General features: G+C 62.4%; 16 protein-coding genes. 6 read left to right on the top strand and 10 right to left on the bottom strand.

Annotated elements, in window-relative coordinates; genetic code table 11:
• Positions 1-67: 67 nt before the first annotated feature.
• Both LDZ28_RS14430 and LDZ28_RS14425 read right to left on the bottom strand, forming a co-directional pair.
• Positions 68-3,772 carry a DUF748 domain-containing protein gene (locus LDZ28_RS14430; protein ID WP_244829061.1) on the bottom strand — a complete coding sequence of 1,235 codons (3,705 nt, stop codon included), beginning with the start codon at positions 3,770-3,772 and terminating at the stop codon, positions 68-70.
• A gap of 97 nt (positions 3,773-3,869) precedes the next feature.
• On the bottom strand, positions 3,870-5,333 hold the full coding sequence (locus LDZ28_RS14425) for a DUF1254 domain-containing protein (protein ID WP_244829060.1): 1,464 nt from the start codon (positions 5,331-5,333) through the stop codon (positions 3,870-3,872).
• Between the two features lie 249 nt (positions 5,334-5,582).
• On the opposite strand from LDZ28_RS14425, the gene LDZ28_RS14420 reads away from it, so the two are divergent.
• Positions 5,583-6,230, top strand: coding sequence for an FMN-binding negative transcriptional regulator (locus LDZ28_RS14420; protein ID WP_244829059.1), 648 nt, complete (start codon positions 5,583-5,585; stop codon positions 6,228-6,230).
• A 163-nt stretch (positions 6,231-6,393) separates the two neighbouring features.
• On the top strand, positions 6,394-8,568 hold the full coding sequence (locus tag LDZ28_RS14415) for a heavy metal translocating P-type ATPase (RefSeq protein WP_370652222.1): 2,175 nt from the start codon (positions 6,394-6,396) through the stop codon (positions 8,566-8,568).
• Here the strand turns inward: LDZ28_RS14415 and LDZ28_RS14410 are convergent.
• From LDZ28_RS14410 to LDZ28_RS14395, 4 genes are read right to left on the bottom strand one after another with little or no spacing between them, the layout of a single operon-like run.
• Positions 8,508-8,996, bottom strand: a complete 489-nt coding sequence (locus tag LDZ28_RS14410; RefSeq protein WP_244829057.1) for a thioesterase family protein — start codon at positions 8,994-8,996, stop codon at positions 8,508-8,510. The genes LDZ28_RS14415 and LDZ28_RS14410 overlap by 61 nt on opposite strands.
• Positions 8,997-9,009: 13 nt before the next feature.
• Positions 9,010-9,957 (bottom strand): L-carnitine dehydrogenase, encoded by a 948-nt coding sequence (locus LDZ28_RS14405; protein ID WP_244829056.1) that lies wholly within the window; start codon positions 9,955-9,957, stop codon positions 9,010-9,012.
• Between the two features lie 30 nt (positions 9,958-9,987).
• On the bottom strand, positions 9,988-10,917 hold the full coding sequence (locus tag LDZ28_RS14400) for a 3-keto-5-aminohexanoate cleavage protein (RefSeq protein ID WP_244829055.1): 930 nt from the start codon (positions 10,915-10,917) through the stop codon (positions 9,988-9,990).
• Positions 10,918-10,940: 23 nt separating this feature from the next.
• Positions 10,941-11,900, bottom strand: coding sequence for a choline ABC transporter substrate-binding protein (locus tag LDZ28_RS14395; protein WP_244829054.1), 960 nt, complete (start codon positions 11,898-11,900; stop codon positions 10,941-10,943).
• Between the two features lie 222 nt (positions 11,901-12,122).
• On the opposite strand from LDZ28_RS14395, the gene LDZ28_RS14390 reads away from it, so the two are divergent.
• Positions 12,123-13,088 (top strand): GlxA family transcriptional regulator, encoded by a 966-nt coding sequence (locus LDZ28_RS14390; RefSeq protein WP_244829053.1) that lies wholly within the window; start codon positions 12,123-12,125, stop codon positions 13,086-13,088.
• 12 nt (positions 13,089-13,100) lie between these two features.
• Here the strand turns inward: LDZ28_RS14390 and LDZ28_RS14385 are convergent, their stop codons facing one another.
• On the bottom strand, positions 13,101-14,285 hold the full coding sequence (locus LDZ28_RS14385) for a porin (protein ID WP_244829052.1): 1,185 nt from the start codon (positions 14,283-14,285) through the stop codon (positions 13,101-13,103).
• A gap of 322 nt (positions 14,286-14,607) precedes the next feature.
• Between LDZ28_RS14385 and LDZ28_RS14380 the strand changes: the two genes are divergently transcribed.
• Positions 14,608-15,924 carry a hypothetical protein gene (locus LDZ28_RS14380; RefSeq protein ID WP_244829051.1) on the top strand — a complete coding sequence of 439 codons (1,317 nt, stop codon included), beginning with the start codon at positions 14,608-14,610 and terminating at the stop codon, positions 15,922-15,924.
• A 10-nt stretch (positions 15,925-15,934) separates the two neighbouring features.
• Here the strand turns inward: LDZ28_RS14380 and LDZ28_RS14375 are convergent, their stop codons facing one another.
• Both LDZ28_RS14375 and betC read right to left on the bottom strand, forming a co-directional pair.
• Complete coding sequence (locus LDZ28_RS14375) at positions 15,935-16,882, bottom strand: choline ABC transporter substrate-binding protein (protein WP_244829050.1); 948 nt, start codon at positions 16,880-16,882, stop codon at positions 15,935-15,937.
• Between the two features lie 42 nt (positions 16,883-16,924).
• Positions 16,925-18,460, bottom strand: a complete 1,536-nt coding sequence (gene betC, locus LDZ28_RS14370) for a choline-sulfatase (protein WP_244829049.1) — start codon at positions 18,458-18,460, stop codon at positions 16,925-16,927.
• A gap of 129 nt (positions 18,461-18,589) precedes the next feature.
• On the opposite strand from betC, the gene LDZ28_RS14365 reads away from it, so the two are divergent.
• Positions 18,590-19,498, top strand: a complete 909-nt coding sequence (locus LDZ28_RS14365; protein ID WP_244829048.1) for a LysR substrate-binding domain-containing protein — start codon at positions 18,590-18,592, stop codon at positions 19,496-19,498.
• A 120-nt stretch (positions 19,499-19,618) separates the two neighbouring features.
• Positions 19,619-20,494: a formyltetrahydrofolate deformylase gene (gene purU / locus LDZ28_RS14360; protein ID WP_244829047.1), complete on the top strand. Its 876-nt coding sequence runs from the start codon at positions 19,619-19,621 to the stop codon at positions 20,492-20,494.
• Positions 20,495-20,553: 59 nt separating this feature from the next.
• On the opposite strand, the gene LDZ28_RS14355 is transcribed toward purU, so the two are convergent.
• Complete coding sequence (locus LDZ28_RS14355; protein ID WP_244829046.1) at positions 20,554-21,408, bottom strand: glycine betaine ABC transporter substrate-binding protein; 855 nt, start codon at positions 21,406-21,408, stop codon at positions 20,554-20,556.
• Between the last annotated feature and the right edge of the window lie 39 nt (positions 21,409-21,447).

The raw sequence follows: 21,447 nt of genomic DNA, 5'->3' as shown, positions 1-21,447 counted from the left end.
ACCGGACATTGAAATAATAAACAATACTTGCAGCAGGCAAAGGTCGTCCATACAGCCAACGCTCACTTCAACCCTTCAACCCCAACTCCACCCGCTCCCCCGCGCCCTTATCCTTGATCCCGTCCGCGTTCAGCTTGGGCGCGACGACAAAAATCCGGCTGCTGTCGATCTTTCCGTCGAAGTACTCCTTCACCGCCTGCGCGCGGCGCTGCGCCAGATCGCGCAACGCGCCTTCATCGACCGGTGCGTTTTCAGTCAGCGCGCTCTTCATGTCCGCGTCCGGCACCGACTTCGTCAAGCCGATGAAGTTCTTCGGCTTCTTGAAATCCGCCGACTTATAAACCTTCGTCAGATACTTGTCGTAATCCGCATCCGATACCTTCACCGACTGCCAGTCCACATTCTCGCCGCCATCCGACATGTCGCGGACCTTCGCGCGTTTGATTTGGCCATCCAGCCAAGCGCTGCGTAACGCGGGTTCATCGACTTTCGGATCGACGCGCCCCGTCACATCCAGCCTGATCGACGTTTTGTCCGCGAGCGCCTTCGAAATCGTCTCCAGCTTCTTCTGCGCGGCATCGTTGAGCGTCGCCGAGCCTGCGTCGAATTCGACGTAATTCAGCTCCTCGCCACTGCCGCCGAACGCATGTGCGAGCAGCGAGAACGGCGCGGTCACCGCCTTTTGCACCAGATTCAATATGGCCTGCCAGACGAGCCCGCCAATAGAAAACTCCGGATTCGAAAGCGATCCCGAAATGGGAATGTTCACGTCGATCTCGCCGCGCGAATTCTTCAGCAACGACACGGCGAGCCGCACCGGCAACTTCGTCGCCGTCGAATTGTCGACGTGATCGCCGAACGTCAACTGGTCGATGAACAGGTGATTGTTCGCCGTGAGCTTGTCGTCGCCGAGCATGTAATGCAGATCGACGTTGAGCTTGCCCTTCGTGATCGGATAGCCCGCATACTTCGACGAATACGGCGTGAGGTTGGTGAGTTCGACGTCGTGCGCGCTCGCGGTCAAGTCGAGCGCGGGCTTTTCGATGAGCGGATTCACCTGTCCCTTGATCGAAACCGGTCCGTTCGCGGCGAGCTTGGCGGCGACATCGACGGGCGCGGGCGTCGTCGAATGCGTGCCGAATGCGCCGATGGTCCCGTTGATCGACACGAGATTCGCCGTGAAGTTGGGCTTGATGAAGTTGTCGGTGTAGGTGACACGGCCGTTCTGCAGAACGAGCTGACCGAAGCGCATGTTCACCGGAGGACCGGAGGCAGCCGCCGTCTTGACCGGCGCACTCGCCGCGACCGGCGCGGATGCCGCCGCCGATGCCTCGGGCTTCGACTGATCGCGCGTCACCGATTGCCGCGGGCCGTTGTCGCTTGCCACGACGCTCTTCAGGTTCAGCTTGCCTTGCGCGTCGAGCAACACGCGGCCGTAGAAGTTCGCGAAGGTCACGCGCGCCGCGTCAACGTCCGTGCCGCGCTCGCCATAATTCACCTTTACGTTGGTGAGGCCGAGCAGTTTCCAGCCGGCGAAACGGTCGGACGTCGCTTTGTCCTGCATGCGCACGTCTGTCAGCGAAACATCGCCCTTGTAGGAAGCCGCGAGCGTCTTGCCACTGCCCGACAAGCCGACATCGCCATTGGCGTTGAGGAACGCGCTTGCGATATCGACGTTGAGTTTGTCGCCGAAATACGGTTCGAAGGCGGCGGCATCGACCTGATCGCCCTTCACATGCAGCGCGAGCTTGAGCGGTGTGACCGTGACCGTGCCATTTATATCGAGCGCGCCACGCCCGTTGAGCGTGAGCTTGCCGGTAACATCGAGCGGTTTTGAAAGATCGTCGCTGAACTGCTTCACGGCAACCGACATCGGCGCAATGCGCAGCTTCACGGGCGTCGTGGGCGTCAAGTCGGTGACATTAGCCGAGGCGTTATCGAGCGCGATCTGGCCAATTTGATAGCGCCACGCCGGTCCCGCTTCCTGCGCCTTCTGAATCTTGCGCGTGGCGCTCGGCTCCGGCGCAACCTCATGCGCTCCAGCGAGCGCGGCCAGGTCGATACTGCCGTCCTTGCGGCGCGTGGCATCGAGCGAAAGTCCCTTCAACTGCACGCTGTCGAGCGCGACCTGACGCGCGGGCACATCCACCTTGACGATCTTCGCGAGCGCGGCATCGAGCTTGATGGGCGCGGCGGCATCCGCGCCATTCGATGCATTCGGCACGAGCGTGAGCGCGTCGAGTTTCACATCGCCCGCGCCGACCTGCACGTTGGCATCCGGCTTCGACCAATCGACCGACACCGGCAGATTCGCGCCGAGCGTGCCGCTCGTCACGCGCGCCGCCAGCGAATTCGCGATATAAGGCTGCAACGGCGGCAGCGCCAATGCTTCGAGCGCCAACTTGACGTCGGCGGTCTTGGCGGCCAGCGCGACGTTGCCGGAAGCACCGAGCGAACCGCCGTGACCGAACGCCGTCTTGAGCGTGTAGCGCGCGGGCGTCTTGTCGAGCGTCGAAAAACCATCGAGCGTGACGGCTAGACCTGTCAGTGTTTCCTGCACGCGCTGCTTCATCAACTGGTCATCGAACGCGATCTTGCCGTCGTCGATGGCAACGTGCTTGATGGCCAGATCGAGCGGCGGCGTGTCCTTCGCTTCGGGCTTCTTCACCTCGGCCTTCGCGGGCGGCGGCGCGAGTTTCTGCACGTTGAGCGTGCCGGACGGATCGCGCGCGAGCCGTACATCCGGGCCCGCAAGCGTCACTTCGTCGAGATGATAGATATCGCGCAACGGCTCGGCGTTGGCAATCTTCACATGCAACGCGCGCGCGGCGACGAGCGGTGCGTTCGCTTTATCGGTGACGGCGAGATCGGCCAGATCCGCAGTGCCGTCGATACGAATGGTCGGTGCATCGCCGGCAATGGCAAAGCGCACGTTGAGGTCGGTCGTGAGCTTGCCGCTCTTCACCGCGACGGGCACGGAAGCCGGCGCGTAAGACGCCATCTGCGGCACGTCGAGCCCGTCGAGCGTGAGCGCGATCTCCGACTCGCGCGACTCCGAAAACGGCTTCGTGCGGCCCTTCACGACGAGCGGCGAGCCGTCGATGTGCGCCTGCAATAACGGCGTCACGAAAATATCGGTGGCCGAGGGCAGCGTCGCGATGAAGGGGATACCGAGCGCGAACTGGTCGATGGTGTGCTTCGCCTTCAGGAGCCGGTCGTCGAACACGATCCGGCCGTTCTCCACGCGAATGTTCGACACGGAGAAGCGCGCCGGCTTGTCCGATGGAGGCGACGAAGGCTTCGAGAATTTCTCGATCAGATCGGAGAAATTGAAATGCTCGCCGTCGAATCGCACGATGCTGATGCGCGGCGAATCGATCTTCAGTTCATTGACGACGGGCGCGAGCCGGAAGATGGACGACCACGACGTGCGCACGACGAGCCGCGACACATCGACGAAACCGGCCGCCGCGCCGGGCGCTTTCGCGAGATTCGCGGGCGCTTCGCCGATATGCACGTCATCGGCTTCGAAATCGAGCGAATAGGGATTGAGCCAAATGCGCCGGATGGTCACCGGCCGGTCGAGTTGCTTGCCAAGCTGTTGCTCGGCGATATGACGAATGACCGGCGGCGCGACGAAGAAGCCGAGAAGGCCGATGACCACCACGAAGACGATCAGGCCAATCGCGATTCGCCGCGTACGCCGTGCATGCACGACGCCGCGCAGGGTTTGCCCGGCCGAGGCCAGTGAAGACTTGGTGACGCTTGCCATTCGATGCGCGCTGCGACGCGCGGCGGCGCATCGCCCTGTCAGGTAGAGGATGCTTCGAGTATACGACGAGGCATCGCGCAAACGTTCATCAAATGCTTCACTGCCGTTCGACGGCCGGCGGCGTCCACGTGCCGTCGCTTGCCTGCGGTTTGGGCGCGTAGAGGCGCATCGTCAGCTGAAAGTCGCCGTCGGGCGCGGGCAGCCAGTTCGATGCGCGCGCACGCGGCGGTGCTTCGGCCGATACGGTGACATCGACCGAACCGTCGCGGTTTTTCTTGAGGCGGTCGCGGTCGCTTAGCGACAGACGCGGCAGCTTGCCGTTGGCAAACGCGCCATCTTTCGTGTAGGCCGCGAGCGTCCAGAAACCGCGCACCGGCGGCAACTGGTTCGGCGCGAAGTGCAGCACGTAGGTGTTCGCGCCGTTGAGCGGATGGCCGTCGCTGTCCACGCGCGCAACCGGCTTCGCTTCGCCCGCCTTCGTCCCCGAAAACGGCTGATGGCGCGCGAGATAAGCCCGCAGAATGTAATCCGTGCCGTAGTTGCCGACATCGTCGCCGAACCACGTCCAGCCGTTCTTCGTGATCGCGTTCGATGGCGCCGTCGCGAGATGCGCGCGGCCATCCGCGACACCGGACGCCAGAAGCGGCGCATCGGCCTTCTTGAACTGCACCGGTTCGCCCGGCTTCACGCCGAGATCGGCGAGGCGGGACATCGCGGGCGCATCGTCGGCGGCGGGCGGATTGTCGTCGAGCGAGCGGGCAAGGCGCGCGAAAAACGCATTGGCGTCGAGCGCTTCGGCCTGCGCGCCGGGCGATGCCGTCGGCGCCGCGCTCGGCAAAGGCGGCACGCTAGGCGTCTGGCCCGTGGCATTGCCCGGCCACGCGCCCGTCACGGTCGAAGTAGGATCGGCGAGCGAGCCCTTGGTGGGCGTAAGCGTATCGATGCGCATCGACGTCTGCAGCTTTCTGACTTCGCGCACGTCGCGCATGCCGTTCACCCGCACGCGCACCGAAAGCCAGACGTAGCGCGTGCGCGTTTCGACGCGCGTTGCACCGGCGGGCAGCGTGCCCGTAAAGCCGGCGGGCACGAAGGCGATGAGTTGCGCCTTCGGAAACGGCGTCGTGTCGGCGCTCGAATACAGCGCGTTGCTCCATGCATCGAACGCGCGGGTATCGAGATAGCGTGCGCGCGGCGCGGCGGGCACGGTCACGATCACGGGATCGGCGGAGACATCGAGCCACGCGGAGGAATCGAGCGTATCGACGCTCGGCCAGCCGGTCGCGCCCGCGGGCGGCAACGCGATGGCGTGGCGGAACGTGTTGAGCGGCGCCTGACCCGGCCGCGCCGCCCCGCTTGCACGTTCCCGCGCGATGTCCGACGCGACGAGCGGAAAGCCGAACGTGTAGGCATCGACGACCTGGTTTTTTACCCAGCCGCCCGTATTTGCCGCCTCGGGCGTCGCGGTTCCCGCGCAGCCGGCGAGCAAGGCCGCGGCAGAAAGGCTCGTGCTGACCCATAAAGCGGCGTTGAGCGGAAACGTCCAGCGTCGGTGCTTATTCATTCGAATGGAAATCCGGTTTTATTTCGATGGGTTCGCAGACGAGCAGCCCGCCGCCGTCCTGATCCCCGAGGTAGCGCGCCGAAAATTCGATCTCGAAATTGGGGTTTTAACGTATCCGCTGATGATAGGCAAGACAACACGCATAAAAGGCGCTACTCGTCGCGCAAATACGTCTGACCACTCGTCGAGACTCGCTTCACGGCATCGCGTAACATGAATGTTTTGGAACCTTTCGAACGAGTCCGACGCATGTATATTCCCGCCCATTTCGAGGAAAACCGCCCGGAAGCCCTGCGCGCGCTGATCGCCGCGCATCCTTTTGGCGCATTGGTCACGCGTGGCCCGAATGGGCTTGACGCCAATCACATTCCTTTCGAACTCGATCCCGCCATCGGCGAACACGGCACCTTGCGCGCGCACGTGGCGCGTGCAAATCCCGTGTGGCGCGAAGTCGGGGCGCGCGAGGACGTGCTGGTGATCTTTCAGGGCGCGGAAGGTTATATCTCGCCGACTTTCTATCCGAGCAAGCAGGAAACCCACCGTCAAGTGCCGACGTGGAATTACCTCGTCGTGCATGCGCATGGCCGAATCACCGTGCGTGACGACGAAGCCTACGTGCGCGGCGTCGTTGCGAAACTCACGCGCAAGATGGAAGCGGGCGAAGCAATGCCGTGGAAAATGGGCGACGCGCCGCGCGATTTCATCGATCAATTGCTGGGCGCGATCGTCGGCATCGAAATCGAGGTGACGCGGCTGGTCGGCAAGGCAAAACTGTCGCAGAACAAGGCTGAAGCGGACCGCATCGGCGCGGTCGAGGGCTTGCGTCAGCGCGGCGGCGAGGAAGCCGGCGCGCTCGCCGACGCCATGTTCGGCTCGATCGAACCGCCTCGCGACTGAAATGCGCTCTTGACCTTCCAATCGTTGGAAGGTCGATACTGGCTTCATGCGTGGCCAGAAGGAGCGTTTCATCATGTCATCGGCACCAGTCAATCAAACCAGAACCGCGGAATTCGCCGTGAGCGGCATGACGTGCGCGTCGTGCGTCGCGCGCGTCGAGAAAATGCTCGGACGCGTGCCGGGCGTGGAATCGGTCGCCGTGAATCTCGCGACCGAAAAAGCCACCGTCCATACGAACGATGCCGTCACCGACCAACAACTGGTCGCGGCCATTACGAAAGCCGGTTATGAAGCGGCGAAGGTCGAGCCGGACGCGCCGCCTGTCGATGCGAAAACGCCGCAAGCGCTCGATGCCGAACTCGTCGCGGTGGTCGCGAGCGCGCTCGTCACGCTGCCCTTGCTTGCGCCGATGTTCGGCGCAGCGCTCTCGCCGTGGCTGCAACTGGCGCTCGCGAGCATCGTCCAGTTTGGCTTCGGCGCGCGTTTCTACGTCGGCGGTTATCGCGCGCTGCGGGCGTTCGCGGGCAACATGGATTTGCTCGTGGCGCTGGGGACATCGGCGGCGTGGGCGCTGAGTGTCTATCAGATGTTCGCGCACGGCGGCATGCCGATGCATCTGTTCTTCGAGGCATCGGCGGTCGTCATCACGCTGGTGCGCTTTGGCAAATGGCTGGAGACGCGCGCCAAACGCCAGACCACCGACGCCATCCGCGCCCTGAACGCGCTGCGTCCGACCACGGCGCGCGTGCGCGATCGCGCCGATCCTTCGCATGAAAGCGAGATTGCGCTCGCCGATGTGCGCGTGGGCGACATCGCCATCGTGCGGCCGGGCGAGCGCGTGCCGGTGGATGGCATCGTGCGCGAGGGACGCACGCATGTCGACGAATCGCTGATCACGGGCGAGAGTCTGCCGGTTGCGAAAGAGCCGGGCGCGCGCGCGACGGGCGGATCGATCAACGGCGAAGGCGCGATCGCGATCGAAACGACGGCCATTGGCGCGGAAACGACGCTCGCGCGGATCATCCGGCTGGTCGAATCGGCGCAAGCGGAAAAAGCGCCGATCCAGCGCCTGGTCGATCGCGTGTCCGCCGTTTTCGTGCCGGCAATCTTGGTAATCGCGCTCATCACGCTGGCGGGCTGGCTTCTGCATGGCGCGGATGCCGAGACCGCCTCGCTCAACGCCGTCGCCGTGCTCGTGATCGCCTGCCCGTGCGCGCTCGGCCTCGCCACGCCGACCGCCATCATGGCCGGCACGGGCGTCGCAGCGCGTCACGGCATCCTGATCAAGGACGCGGAGGCGTTGGAACAGGCGCATGCCATTAGCGTCGTTGCGTTCGATAAGACCGGCACGCTGACGGCCGGCCAACCGAGTCTCGTCGCGTTCGAAGCCGCGCCGGGATTCGAGCGCGCGGAAGCACTCGCGCTGGCGGCGGCGGTGCAAAGAATGAGCGAGCATCCATTGGCGAAAGCGGTAGTCGGTTTCGCCGATAGCACGCCGGACATTGCGCGATACGAGGCGACGTCGGCGAAAGCAATTGCCGGACGCGGCGCGGAGGCTTTCATCGGCGCGCGCAACGTGGCGATAGGCAGTGCGCGCTGGGTCGAGGAATTGCATGCGGCCTTGCCCGAAGCGCTTGCCGTCGAGGCGCGCAACCTCGAAGCGCAGGGCAACACGGTGTCATGGCTGATGGACCGCGCTGACGGCAAGGCGACCGTCCTCGCCCTGCTCGCGTTCGGCGACACGATCAAGCCGACGGCGCGCGCCGCCATCGAAAGACTCGCGCAACTGGGCGTGAAGGCCGCGCTCGTTACGGGCGATAACGCGGGTAGCGCGCAGGCGGTTGCGCGCGCGCTCGGCATTCCGTCGGCGCTGGTTTTCTCGCAGACCTTGCCCGCGGACAAGGCGCGCGTGATCGCGGAATTGAAGGCATCGAACCACGGCATCGTGGCGATGGCGGGCGACGGCATCAACGACGCGCCCGCGCTCACCGCCGCCGACGTCGGCATCGCGATGGGCAGCGGCACGGACGTGGCGATCGAAGCGGCGGGCATCACGCTCATGCGTGGCGACCCGGCGCTCGTGGCGGATGCCATCGATATTTCGCGCCGGACGTATCGCAAGATTCAGCAGAATCTTTTCTGGGCGTTTGTGTACAACCTGATCGGCATTCCGCTTGCCGCATTCGGCATGCTCGACCCGATGTTCGCCGGCGCGGCGATGGCGTTTTCGAGCGTGAGCGTGGTGGCGAACGCGTTGTTGTTGCGGCGCTGGCGTGCTCAGGCGGGAACCGAGGTGCCAGCGGAACGCGCGGGCAAACCAATTACCCGCCCCGCATAACGCGCATCGCACGCGGCAATCACCGCGTGCATATCGATACTTCGCGCCACGTCCTCATCGAACGAAGCCGACTTCGGCGCGCCGCTCGAATCGATGTGCATCATCATCTGCTCGCATGCCGATACCGGCTCCGCCTCGTCCGCTTCAAACATCTCCAGATAAAGATGCACGCGCTTCCTGTCGCGCGCGACAACCCACGCGTCCACTCGCACCGCCGCGCCTTCCTTGATCTCGCGCAGATAGCTCACATGGGCTTCGAGCGTGTAGAGCGTGCGCTGCCGCGCGCGTCTGCCCGCGTCGTCCAGACCGATGCCGTCCATGAACGCATCGGTCGCGAGGCTATAGATCAGCATGTAGTACGCGTCACGCAGATGGCGGTTGTAATCGACCCATTCGGCCTTCACGCTGTCGCGATAAATCGTGCTCATGAATCTCGCCCCGTTAGTCTTCGATACCGTGCCGTGCCTTCGCCTGCGCAATCGCCTCGATCACGCTCGTGATGCAGTCGTCGCGATACCGCTCCAGTTCCTTGATGCCGCGTCCGTTCGTCTGCCGCGACGTGCCGTCCACCACGCGGTCGATGAGTTCATCGGTGAGCGTCGGCGCGACGAGCTTCGTCCACGGCAATTCGAGCGCGGGGCCGAATTGCTGCATGAAGTGTCGCATGCCCGCCTCGCCGCCCGCCAACGTATAGGTCAGGAACGTGCCCATGAACGACCAGCGAATGCCCGCGCCGTACCGAATTGCATCGTCGATCTCGCCGGTCGTCGCCACGCCTTCGTTCACCAGATGCAACGCCTCGCGCCACAACGCTTCGAGCAATCTGTCCGCGATAAAGCCCGGCACTTCCTTCTTTACGCGAAGCGGCCTCATGCCGATGGATGCGTAGAAGCTCATCGCGGTATCGATCGCGTCGCCGGAAGTCAACTCGCCGCCAAGCACTTCGACGAGCGGCAAAAGATAAACCGGATTGAACGGATGCCCGACCACGCAGCGCTCGGGATGTACGGCGCGTGCGTAAAAATCGCTGGGCAGAAGGCCCGAAGTGGATGACGCGATAATCGCATCGGCCTTCGCCGCGCGGCTCACGCGTTCGTGCAGCGCGAGCTTCAGTTCCTCGCGTTCGGGCGCGCTCTCCTGAATGAAATCCGCATCGGCGACGCACTCCTCGACAGTTTCCACCACGCGCAGGCGATCCTGCGACGCGCCTTTCGCCAGTCCCACGCGTTCCAGCGCCGGCCACGCATTGGCGACGTTCGCGCGTAACTGCGCTTGAGCGCCAGGCGCCGGGTCCCACGCGGTGACATCTAGCCCATGCGCAAGCGCGCGCGCCACCCAGCCGCTGCCGATCACACCCGCGCCGAGCGCGGCGAATTGCCTGACTTGCATATCGTCCATCCGAATGTAGTGATCCTGAACCTATGCCAACTGCCCGAGTGCGCGACGCTCCAACAAGCGTTCGCCGCGCGCCGGCAAACCGAGCTTGCGACGCCCTTCCGCCGGCGTGAGCGCGCGTCCGCCAAGACGTTCGATGATCTCCACCGCGCGCTGCACGAGCGAACCGTTGCTCGCATGCACGCCGCGATCGAGCCACAGATTGTCTTCGAGACCCACGCGCACATGACCGCCGAGTAGCATGGCTTGCGCGACCATCGGCATCTGCATGCGGCCGATACCGAAGCCCGCCCAATGCGCGCCAGGCGGCAGGTTATCGACCATGGCCTTCATGGTGCCCGTGTCGGGCGGCGCGCCCCAAGGAATGCCCATGCAAAGCTGAAAGAGCGGCGGCGCATCGAGCAGGCCTTCCTTCAGCAACTGATTCGCGAACCAGAGATGACCGGTATCGAAAATCTCGAGTTCCGGCTTCACGCCAAGCTGCTGGATGCGCTTTGCCCCGGCTCGGAGTTGCGCGGGCGTCGAGACGTAGATGTAGTCGCCATCGCCGAAATTGAGGGTGCCGCAATCGAGCGTGCAGATTTCCGGAAGCAGTTCCTCGACATGCGCAAGACGCGTGAGACCGCCGACGAGATCGGTGCCCTTGCCGAAGCGCATCGGCTCTTCGCCCGCGCCGATTTCCAGATCGCCGCCCATGCCCGCCGTCAAGTTGATGATGACATCGACATCCGATGAACGAATGCGATCCACTACTTCGCGATACAGCGCCGGGTCGCGGCTGCCGCGCCCGGTTTGCGGATCGCGCACATGGCAATGCGCCACGGTCGCGCCCGCACGCGCGGCCTCGATAGCCGCTTCGGCAATCTGCCTGGGCGTGACGGGTATTGCCGGATGTCTGGCCGTTGTGTCGCCTGCTCCCGTTACCGCGCAGGTCACGATCACGTCATGGTTCATGGTGGCGCTTGTCCTTATTCAGTTCAAAGTCCGAGGTATTGCTTCACCGCTGGCAGACCATCCTTGCCATCGACGGTCTTCACGCCCGCAAGCCATGAATCGAGCACCTGCGGATTCTTCTTGAGATACGCCTTTGCCGCTTCGGCGGGGCGTTCCTTGTTCATCACCGGTTCCATGAGACGGTTTTCGAGATCGGTATTGAACTTGAGATTCGATACGAACTTGCCGGCGTTCGGGCAGCGCGTGAGGAAGTCGGTATTCGTGAGCGTGTAGACGCGCGCTTCGCCATAGTTGGGGCCGAAGACTTCATCGCCGCCGGCTAGATAGTTGATCTTCATCTGAATGTTCATGGGATGAGGCTCCCAGCCCAAAAACACGACCGGCTTCTTGTCGCGAATGGCGCGTTCCACCGTCACCAGCATGCCCGCCTCGCTCGATTGCACGAGCTTGAATCCGCCGAGCCCGAACTGATTCGTGTCGATCATCTTCTGAATCTTGGCGTTTGCGCTGCTGCCCGGTTCGATGCCGTAGATCTTGCCGTCGAGCTCATCGCGATGCTTGGCGATATCCGCGAACGACTTGATGCCCGCGTCATACGCATAGCTCGGCACGGCAAGCGTGGCCTTCGCGCCAGAGAGATTCGGCGGATCGAGCTTCTGAATGCTCTTCGATTCGAGGAACGGCTCGACCGCCTTTTCCTGCACCGGCCACCAGTAGCCGAGCGACACGTCGATCTGCTTGCTCTTCAGACCCGCGAGCGAAATGGGCACGGAGGCGACCGTGGTCTTCGGCGCATAACCGAGCCCTTCGAAGACGACGGAAGCGAGCGCGGTCGTCGACGTGATGTCCGTCCAGCCGATATCCACGAAGCGGACGTTGCGGCAGCTCGCGTCATCGGCGGCAAGCGCGAAGGCGCCGTGAGTCAGTGCGGTCGCGGCACAGACGCCGGTCAGGAGCAGTTTCGAAACCAGGCGATGTCTCATGGCGTGCTGTTCCGGTGAGGGTTCATTGGATGCCGGTTCGTCGTGCCGGCGTGCATCAAAAGTAACGCCGCATAAAGGCAAACGAACGACCGCTTGCGACCGCGACTTGACCGCATGCGACGTGCTAGAAGAAAGGCCTGCGAATACGGGCCACGCCGGATTGCGCGGGCTTTTTGTGCTTGCTAGCGTGGAGCGTTCGTCCAAAGTGCCACACGCCATTCGATGCCCGTTCCCCAAGACTTCCACTTCCTGCTGCTGCCCGAGTTCTCGTCCATTGGCTTCATGTCGGCGATCGAGCCCTTGCGGGTTGCAAATCGCTTCAGCGGCGAGTTGTATCGCTGGCATATCCTGTCGCCCGATGGCGGGCCGGTGGCCGCGAGCAACGGCATCTCGCTGAATGCGGAAAGCGCGTTCGACAGCGTGACGCACGCGGATACCGTGTTCGTCGTATCGGGATTCGAGCCGCTCGCGCGCTATACACGCGGCATCGGCGAGTGGTTGAAGCGGCTGGATCGCGCGGGCGCGACGCTTGGCGGCATCGATACGGGCAGCTTCATTCTCGCCGAAGCCGGCCTGCTCGCGGACAAGCGCGCGACGTTGCACTGGGAAGCGGCGGCGGCCTTCGCCGAGCGCTATCCCGCGATAGAAACGAGCCAGGAGTTGTTCGAGATCGATACGCGGCGCATTACGTGCGCGGGCGGCACTGCGTCCATCGACCTCATGCTGGATCTGATCGCGCGCGATCATGGCGCGGAACTCGCGGCGCAAGTGTCGGAGCAGTTCGTGCTGGGGCGCATCAGGCAGCGCTCGGACCATCAGCGCATGAAGATCGCGGCGCGCTATGGCATTCACAATCGCAAGTTGATTCAGGTGATCGGCGTGATGGAGCAGCATATGGAAGAGCCGCTTTCGCCCGATGAGCTCGCGCAATCCATCAGCGTCACGCGACGTCAGCTCGAACGCCTGTTCTGCACCGCGCTAAAGGACACGCCGACGCATTTTTATCTCGGGCTGCGTCTCACGCGCGCACGCGAGCTGCTGCAGCAAACCGATATGTCGATACTTGCCGTGTGTGTCGCGTGCGGGTTCGAATCGCCGTCGCACTTTTCGCGGACGTATCGCGCGCGCTTCAATGCGAGTCCGCGGCAGGACCGCAGCGCGTTGCGCGCCGTGCCTGCCGCCGCATGATCTTCGTCTCGCCTAGAACGAGTGCCGCATGCCGATGCGCACATCCGACTGCGTATTCGAAGTCGACGGCGTGAAGCTATAACCGATGACGGCATCGATCGGACCCGACGCACGCAGATAATCGCCGGATACATAGACGTCGGTACGCTTCGAAAGCAGATAGTGCAGTCCGAGCGAACCCTGGTTCCAGTGATTGCCTTCGAAGCGCGTGTGCTGATAACCGCCGTAAAGCGCGAGATCCGGCCTGAACGAATACGACGCGCCGCCTTCGTAGACTTGCATATGCGAGGTCACGCCGAGGCCCTTGATGGTCGTGTACGTGAAGTTGCCCGAGAGCATCAGGTCGCCGAGCGTCCACGCGCCGCCGACTGCAAAGGCGCCTTGTTTATCGACGGGAAACGAATTCGTGCTGTAGAGGTCCGTGACTGCGCCCGTGGCCGGATCGACCGATACCGTCGGCTGGCCCAAGAACGTGCGCGCGCCGATCATCGCGTAGGGATCGAACGCGTAAATGCCGAACGGGTTGTTCAATTGCGTATAGGCCGCGCCCACGTTGAAGGTGTTGGCCGCATAGTGCGCGCCCACGCTCCACGCGCTGTTGCGATGAAAGTCGCCCGCGTTATTGCCGAACGAATACATGCCGCCGAAGGTAAAGCCCGCGATATTGTTCGAGAGGAACTTGACCGAGTTCGGCAAGCGGTCGCCGTTCATCCGGTCGAAGTCGCCCTGGTGGATGGCATAGCCGCTTCCCCATGCCGAGATGTTGTAGAGGTAGACCATCTCCTCGGTCATATCGAGCTGATTACCGAACGAGATTTGCCCCCACGGGTTCTTGAGGCCTACATAGGCTTGCCGTCCAAACTCCGCGCCGCCGAATGCATAGCGCCCGGTCCCGAGGCGGAAGCCCGATTCCAGCGCGAAGATCGCCTGCAGTCCGCCGCCCAAATCTTCCACGCCACGAAAGCCGATGCGGTTGCCGTAGGACACGCCATCGTCGAACTTCACGACATGCGAGCCACCGGTGTTGTTCACATAGGTGATGCCTGCATCGAGAATGCCGTAGAGCGTCACGCTGCTCTGCGCGTGCGATAGGGCCGGCGCGCCTGCCGCGCTCGCCGCGAGCGCGAGTCCCGCAAGACTGGCACGACGGCCGCGGGCGAGTCTCGAAACGCTTCGTGCGGCATGTCCTCGTCTCATCTGCTGCTCCTCTTCTTGTGGGTTGTCGTGTCGTTGAAGGTTGCTGATCGTTCGTCGTGTCCTGCTGAAAGTGCTGAAGACTGCCGCTGAAACGCTGCATTTCGATGCATCGGCGTGCGTGCGCCAACGTCGTAAAAGTAAGGCCACATATAAGCCACGGCTCGACCCGGTGCGACGCAAACATGTCCAGTTGCGACTCGCGCTCATTTGCAGCCCTTCTATTTCGGACATGCCCGATATCGGATTCCTCTGCTCCTACCCATACTTCTGAATCTGTAAAAAAGCGCTACATCGCAACATCTGCATCAACCACTGATCGAACATGACCACTCGCTGCCTGAGCATCTTCCACGTCGACGCCCCTCACGTTCTTGCCAATCACAAGCACTACAGCTCTCGCATGGGCTATGAGCACACCGCTGTTTCCATGGCGGGTATGCAGGGCAAAGCCCAACGAACGCTTCTCAAGTACGAACTCGTGCTGCATTACTTGCGGCAGATGCCTGAAATGGCTTTGCTCGTCTGCTTCAGCGAAGACTGCCTCGTGCTGAACATGTATCCCGTCGAACCCATGGCCGAAGGAAGGCAACATCTGCTTCCTTCGCTCAACGGCAACACGGGCAGTCATCAGGCCGCCGTGCAGGTCTGGCGTAACACGAAGGACATTCGCAACTTCATCGTTCGTTGCATCGGCGAATGCAAGATCGGCGGCGCAACCGATGACGAAGAAACCTTGCTCGCCCCGCTCGACGTCATCGAACCGATGGGCGAGCGCGGTGGTGTCACGTGCGCCATGTTCTGCAATCCACGCTTCACGCCTGTCTGGGCTACGTATCCGAATCTGTGGACCATCGTGATGGACGAAGAGAAGATGTACGGCTACATTCATCCGAGCTTTCGCAACGCGCTCGCCGAGCACATCAACGATTGCCAGCAAAAAGGCGCGCGCCTGCTCGATTTTTCGGCCCATGCGAATGTGCCCGCCGAACCCTTCAGCGTCTACAACCCCGGCCAGCCCATCGCGCTCGTGACCTACTACACGGCTAACGTGCGCGAGTACGGCGCAATCGCCGAGTTGAACTTCAAGCGTTATTGCGAGCGTCACGGCTACACGCTCTACGTCTATCGCGATACGCCCGCCGAGGTGGAACCAGGCACGACGGGCACCTGGCTCAAGCCGTGGTTCCTGCGCAAATATCTGCCGCATCACGAATGGGTCATGTGGGTCGATGCCGACATTCTTTTCGTCGATCAATCCAAGCCGCTCGAACCGCTCTTCGCGAATCGCGATCTTCTCGCCGCGCACGACATCGGTCCTTGGATCATCAATGCAGGCGTGCTCGGTTTCAAACGCACGGACCACAATGTCGAGTTCGTCGAAGAGATCTATCGCGCCGTGAGCGCCGCGCCCGACAAGTCGAGCACGTATGCGAACGGCGGCGATCAGACGATCATTGCAAACCTCTTGCGCGAACGTCTCGACTGGGCGCTCGAGGACGGACTGGACTGCATCGGCATCAATACGCCGTGGTATTTTCAGCAGCCTTCCAGCCTGATGGTCCACTTCCTCGCCATCCAGTCGCCCATGCGCGCCATGCTGATGTCGCAGCAGGAACGCGTCAGCTTGCAACTCAACTGAACGTTTTCGATCACTTCACCCCGAGCGCGGTCTGAACGGCTTCCAGGCCGTTCCCGCCGCTCGCAGTCGTCACACCATCGAGCCACGTCTTCAGCAGTTCCGGATGCCGTTTCAATGCGTCCGTGGCGGCTGTATCGACGCGCGTCTTCTTCTCCAGCACGTCGGTTATCACGCCGTTTTCCAGATCTACGTTGAACGCCATCTGCTTGAACAGGCGGCCGACGTTCGGGCATTGCTGCTCGTAGCCGTTACGAGCCACCGTGTTGACCGTCGCGCCGCCGAAGTTCGGGCCGAAGTATCGATCCCCGCCATCGAGGTAGGCGAGCTTGAACTTGGTGTTCATGAGATGCGGCTCCCAGCCCAGAAACACGATCCACTTCTTGTCCCGCACCGCGCGATCCACTTGCGTGAGCATGCCCGTCTCGCTCGATTCCACGAGCTTCCATCCGCCCAGCCCAAAGGCTTTGTCGTCGATCATGCGTTTGATGTTCTGATTCGCGGGCGCGCCCGGCTCGATACCGTAGACGCGGTCATCGAACTTGTCGGCGTTCTTTGCGAGATCGGCGAACGAATGCACGCCGGCTGCGGCGACATAGTCGGGCACGGCCAGCGTGAACTTCGCGTTGGATAGATTGGCGCGCAACACCTGCACCGATTTGTCGTCGATGAACGGCTTCACGAGCGGCGCCTGCGCCGGCATCCAGTTGCCAAGAAACACGTCGATCTGGCCTTTTTTGAGGCCTTGATACGTGATCGGCACAGACAGGTTCGCCACGTTCTGCCTGTAGCCGAGCGCTTTCAGAATGACGCCGCTCATCGCATTGGTGGCGTCGATGTCTGTCCATCCCGGACCTGCCATGCGCACCTGCGTGCAGGTCGAGGGATCGGCGGCGAATGTGGGCGAGACCACGGCGACGAGCGCGGCAACAATGAGCGCATGAAACAAGGGCTTTTTCATGGGGCGTTCCTGTCGTTGGAGTTGCGGGTGACTAGCGCGGGACTAGCGCTCGACCGCTGGGAAGCGCGCCATGGCTTCGAGCGTATCGAGGTCGATGTGATTGCGCATGTAGCGCTGGCTCGCATCGACATGCGGCTGCCAGTCCCACGACTGGATCGCACCTTGCGTGGTCGCGGCGAAATGGAAATGGCGGCGGCGCTGACTCTTGAGCACATCGCGATGCAGCGCTTCCAGGTCCCAGCGTCGCGCGATCTCATCGCGGAACGCGGTGACCTGCGACGCGTGCCGCGCATCGCTCGCGAGGTTATTGCGTTCGAGGGGATCGGCGGCGACATCGTAGAGTTGATCGGGATCGACACTCGTATGGATGAACTTGTAGCGCTCCCGCCGGATCATCACGATAGGCGCGATTGCACCTTCCGCGAGGAACTCGCCGATGGCTTCGTCATGGCCGTCCGCGCCCGCGAGATGCGGCACGAGGCTTTGCCCATCGAGGCTATCCGGCCACGCTGAAGGCGCATCGCCGCGCGCAAGATCGACGAGCGTGGGCAACACATCGAGATGCGATACCGAAGCGCTCACGCGATGCGCATCGAAACGCTTCGGCGCATGCACGATCAAGGGCACACGGCAGCCGCCCTCGAAAAACGTCATCTTGTACCAGAGGCCGCGCTCGCCGAGCATCTCGCCGTGATCCGACGTCACGACGATGGTTGTGTCATTTGCGAGACCCGCCTGTTCCAGCGCTTCGAGTATCGATGCGAATTGATCGTCCACATACGACACCGCGCCGTAATACGCACGGCGAGCATTGCGAATCTGTCTCTCGGTTGGCGGCGTGCGATCCGTCTCGCAGACATGACGCAGGCGCTGCGAATGCGGATCGCTGGCTTCGAGCGAATCGCGATACGAAGGCATGTCGATGTCGTCATCGCCATACAGGTCCCAGTATTTTTTCGGAATGGCATACGGGTCATGCGGATGCGTCAGCGACGCGACCATCATGAACGGTCGTACGTCTTTGCCCGCATTGCGCTCGCGCGCGATATCGAACAGCTTCTGACGCGTGGTGAAGGTCACTTCGTCGTCGAAGTCGAGTTGATTCGTGCGCACGCACGGACCTGCGTCGATCACGGAACTCATGTTGTGATACCACGAGGGACGCGCCTCGAAATTCTCCCAGTCGGGCGTCCAGCCGAAATCGGCGGGATAGATGTCGGTCGTCAGCCGCTCCTCGAAGCCGTGCAACTGGTCCGCGCCGCAGAAATGCATCTTGCCGGAAAGAATCGTGCGATATCCCTCGGCGCGCAAGTAGTGCGCGAACGTGAGCGTCTCCGAAGGGAACTCGGCCGCGTTGTCATAAGCGCCGATTTGCGAAGGCAGCTTACCCGCGAGCAACGAAAAGCGTGACGGCGCGCAGAGCGGACTCGCGCAGTAGGCCGATTCGAACACCACGCCTTCACGCGCGAGCGCGTCGATGCACGGCGTCTTCGTCACTCCGTTGCCGTATGCCGCAAGCGCGAACGGCGTGAGCTGATCGGCCATGAGAATAAGGATATTTTGTTTTGTCTCAAGCATGAATGCATACCTCGAATAGAATCGACAGCGGACACGCGCATGGCGATGCGGGTTCGCTTCATGTGACTATTGCCGTTCAAATGGCCGCTGTGAAGAGAGCAAATCGTTATGCGCCCATAAGGGGGATTTATGCCGCGCCAGGACCGTCTACCGCCCATGCAGGCGCTCTCGATGTTCGAGTCCGCCGCGCGTCTCGCGAGCTTCACTGCCGCCGCGCGTGAACTCGGCTCGACACAGCCCGCCGTGAGCCAGCGCGTGGTGCAACTCGAAGAAGCGCTCGGCGTGCCGCTTTTCGAGCGCGGGCACCGGGGCGTCACCTTGACTGAAGACGGCGCGCGTCTCTTCGAAGCGGTCCGTCAAGGCCTCGATATCATCCGCACGGCTACCGGCGAGATTCGCGCGCGTAACGCTCAGCGCACGCTCACGCTGTTGACCGATTTTGGCTTCGCGACTTACTGGCTCATGCCGCGCCTGCCGCAATTCAAGGCGCTGATGCCCGATGTCGACGTGAAGATCGTCACCTCGCAAAATGTATCGGATGCCGACGGCGAACCGGCGGACGTGGTGATCGCATTCGGCAGCTCGCGCGCGCAGTGGAGTTCGCCGCACGCCATCCGGCTCTTTCCTGAAAGCGTCGTGCCGGTATGCAGCCCGGCGCTCGTGGCACGCAACAAGCCGTCGAGTGCCGCCGATCTCCTCGACTTGCCGCTCTTGCATCTGCAGGCTACCTTGCCCGAACGCTGGCTTTCATGGGCCGGCTGGTTCGAGGCGCATGGGCTGAGCGCGCCGCCGGCGCAAGGCGGCTTCACCTTCAACAGTTACGCGCTCGTCACGCATGCGGCCGTGATGGGCCAGGGCGTCGCGCTTGGCTGGGCGCCGCTCGTCGATGACCTCATCGCCAAAGGTCATCTCATCGCGCTAGACGATACTCCGCTCGTCACCGATCGCGGCTACGTGCTCGTCACGCAACGCGAGCCGTCTGCCGTCGTGCGCGCGTTCAGCAACTGGCTGCTCGATGAATGCGACGTGATCGCCTGACGCTTGCATACCAGCGCGACGGCGCTTCGCTTCTATCCGTCGTGCCCGCGCATTTGCTCTACTAGCGATAACGTTCGCCGCACGAGCGGCGTGGCGACCTTTATCGAATGTGGAGCGTGCATGTCCGCTGAAACCCGTCCCAATCAACTGGTGCTGACCGTTGCGTGTCCTAGCGCGGCGGGGCAAGTCGCCGCCATCGTCGGCTTTCTCGAACGCCATCATGGTTATATCGACGAACTCACCGTGTTCGACGACGACCTGAGCGAACGCTTCTTCGTGCGCTGCGTGTTTCATGGCGCAAGCCGAGACGACACGCTCGATCTGCCGATGCTGCAGCGCGAGTTCGAACCCATCGCCCAACGCTTCTCGATGAACTGGTCGATGCACGATCTCAACGCGCGGCCCAAGGTGCTCATCATGGTGTCGAAGCTCGAACACTGCCTCGCGGACCTGCTGTTCCGCTGGCGCATGGGCGAACTGAAGATGGATATCGTCGGCATTGCGTCGAATCATCCGGACCTGGCGCCGCTTGCGGAACAACACGGTCTGCGCTTTCATCATCTGCCGATCGCGGCCGATACCAAGGCGCAGCAGGAAGCGCGTCTGCTCGATCTCTTCGAGACATCCGGTGCGGAACTGATGATTCTCGCGCGCTACATGCAGATTCTTTCCGGCGATACGAGCCGCAAACTCAAGGGCCGCGCGATCAACATCCATCATTCGTTCTTGCCTGGCTTCAAGGGCGCAAAGCCCTATCACCAGGCGCATACGCGCGGCGTAAAACTGATTGGCGCCACTGCGCACTTCGTCACCGACGATCTCGACGAAGGCCCGATCATCGAACAGGAAGTGGAGCGCGTGGATCACTCCTATAGCCCCGAGCGGCTGCTTGCAACGGGACGCGATGTCGAATGCATCACGCTTGCGCGCGCCGTCAAGGCGTTCACGGAACGGCGCGTGTTCATCAACGGCGAACGCACTGTCGTTCTACGGTAAGCACAAAAAAGGGGTGCCGCGGATTCGCGGCACCCCTTCTTGATCCAGGCGCTGAGACCTTACTTCACCCAGCTGTCCACGCGATCGCCATGCGCGCCGATCCATGCATCGGCGGCGGCTTGCGGCTTCTCACCGTTTTGCGTCGCGAGCATCACGCTGTCGATTTCACCCGGCTTCCACTGGAATTTCTTCAGGAAGGCCACGACCGGCGGAGCCTTCTTTTCGAGTTCCGGATTCACCACGCTATCGACGTGTTCCGCTTCGCCGAAGACCTTCTTCGGATCTTCGAGGAATTTCAGCTTGTACTTCGCGAACATCCAGTGCGGCTTCCAGCCGGTCACGATGATCGGCTTCTTCGCCGCTTCCGAACGCGCAAGTTCAGCGGTCATCGCGCTGCCCGAACTCGGCATCAGCCTGTAGTCGAGGTTATAAGCCTTGATGGCTTCGCTCGTCTTTTGCATCACGCCCGCGCCCGCATCGATACCGACGATGCGCGAATCGAATTCGGCCTTCTTCGCTTCGAGGTCGGTCAGGCTGTTGGCATCGACATTTTCAGGAACGATCAGACCAATCTTCGCATCATTGAAGTTCGGTCCGAGGTCGACGACCTTCGTCTTGAAGTTGTTCCAATACGCACCGTGCGTCACCGGCAGCCACGCGGACAGCGTCGCATCCAGATCGCCGCGCGCCACGCCCTGCCACATCACGCCTGCCGCCACCGGCACGAGTTGCACCTGATAGCCCAGCTTCTTTTCGATGATGCGCGCCGCCACGTTCGACGTCGCCACGCTGTCGTCCCAGCCTTCGACGTAGCCAATCTTGATGGTCGGTTTATCTTCGGCGTTTGCGCCCATGCTCGTGGCCAGTGCCGCAGCCATGGCGCTCAGCACGAACAGTCTTCTCATCGCTTTCATTTGATTTCCCCTTTGCGGCCCCACGCCGTAGCGTCCAGA

The sequence above is a fragment of the Caballeronia sp. TF1N1 genome, from assembly GCF_022878925.1.
Classification (GTDB): domain Bacteria; phylum Pseudomonadota; class Gammaproteobacteria; order Burkholderiales; family Burkholderiaceae; genus Caballeronia.
The sequence above is the reverse complement of the archived record's forward strand: the minus strand, read 5'-3'. Positions and strand labels throughout refer to the sequence as shown.

Coding starts and splice junctions, on each gene's coding strand:
- LDZ28_RS14405 (WP_244829056.1), bottom strand. CDS start 9,957: ATGCAAGTCAGGCAATTCGCCGCGCTCGGCGCGGGTGTGATCGGCAGC.
- LDZ28_RS14365 (WP_244829048.1), top strand. CDS start 18,590: ATGCCGCGCCAGGACCGTCTACCGCCCATGCAGGCGCTCTCGATGTTC.
- LDZ28_RS14355 (WP_244829046.1), bottom strand. CDS start 21,408: ATGAAAGCGATGAGAAGACTGTTCGTGCTGAGCGCCATGGCTGCGGCA.
- LDZ28_RS14425 (WP_244829060.1), bottom strand. CDS start 5,333: ATGAATAAGCACCGACGCTGGACGTTTCCGCTCAACGCCGCTTTATGG.
- LDZ28_RS14385 (WP_244829052.1), bottom strand. CDS start 14,285: ATGAGACGAGGACATGCCGCACGAAGCGTTTCGAGACTCGCCCGCGGC.
- LDZ28_RS14375 (WP_244829050.1), bottom strand. CDS start 16,882: ATGAAAAAGCCCTTGTTTCATGCGCTCATTGTTGCCGCGCTCGTCGCC.
- purU (WP_244829047.1), top strand. CDS start 19,619: ATGTCCGCTGAAACCCGTCCCAATCAACTGGTGCTGACCGTTGCGTGT.
- LDZ28_RS14390 (WP_244829053.1), top strand. CDS start 12,123: ATGCCCGTTCCCCAAGACTTCCACTTCCTGCTGCTGCCCGAGTTCTCG.
- LDZ28_RS14415 (WP_370652222.1), top strand. CDS start 6,394: ATGCTCGGACGCGTGCCGGGCGTGGAATCGGTCGCCGTGAATCTCGCG.
- betC (WP_244829049.1), bottom strand. CDS start 18,460: ATGCTTGAGACAAAACAAAATATCCTTATTCTCATGGCCGATCAGCTC.
- LDZ28_RS14430 (WP_244829061.1), bottom strand. CDS start 3,772: ATGGCAAGCGTCACCAAGTCTTCACTGGCCTCGGCCGGGCAAACCCTG.
- LDZ28_RS14400 (WP_244829055.1), bottom strand. CDS start 10,917: ATGAACCATGACGTGATCGTGACCTGCGCGGTAACGGGAGCAGGCGAC.
- LDZ28_RS14420 (WP_244829059.1), top strand. CDS start 5,583: ATGTATATTCCCGCCCATTTCGAGGAAAACCGCCCGGAAGCCCTGCGC.
- LDZ28_RS14380 (WP_244829051.1), top strand. CDS start 14,608: ATGACCACTCGCTGCCTGAGCATCTTCCACGTCGACGCCCCTCACGTT.
- LDZ28_RS14395 (WP_244829054.1), bottom strand. CDS start 11,900: ATGAGACATCGCCTGGTTTCGAAACTGCTCCTGACCGGCGTCTGTGCC.
- LDZ28_RS14410 (WP_244829057.1), bottom strand. CDS start 8,996: ATGAGCACGATTTATCGCGACAGCGTGAAGGCCGAATGGGTCGATTAC.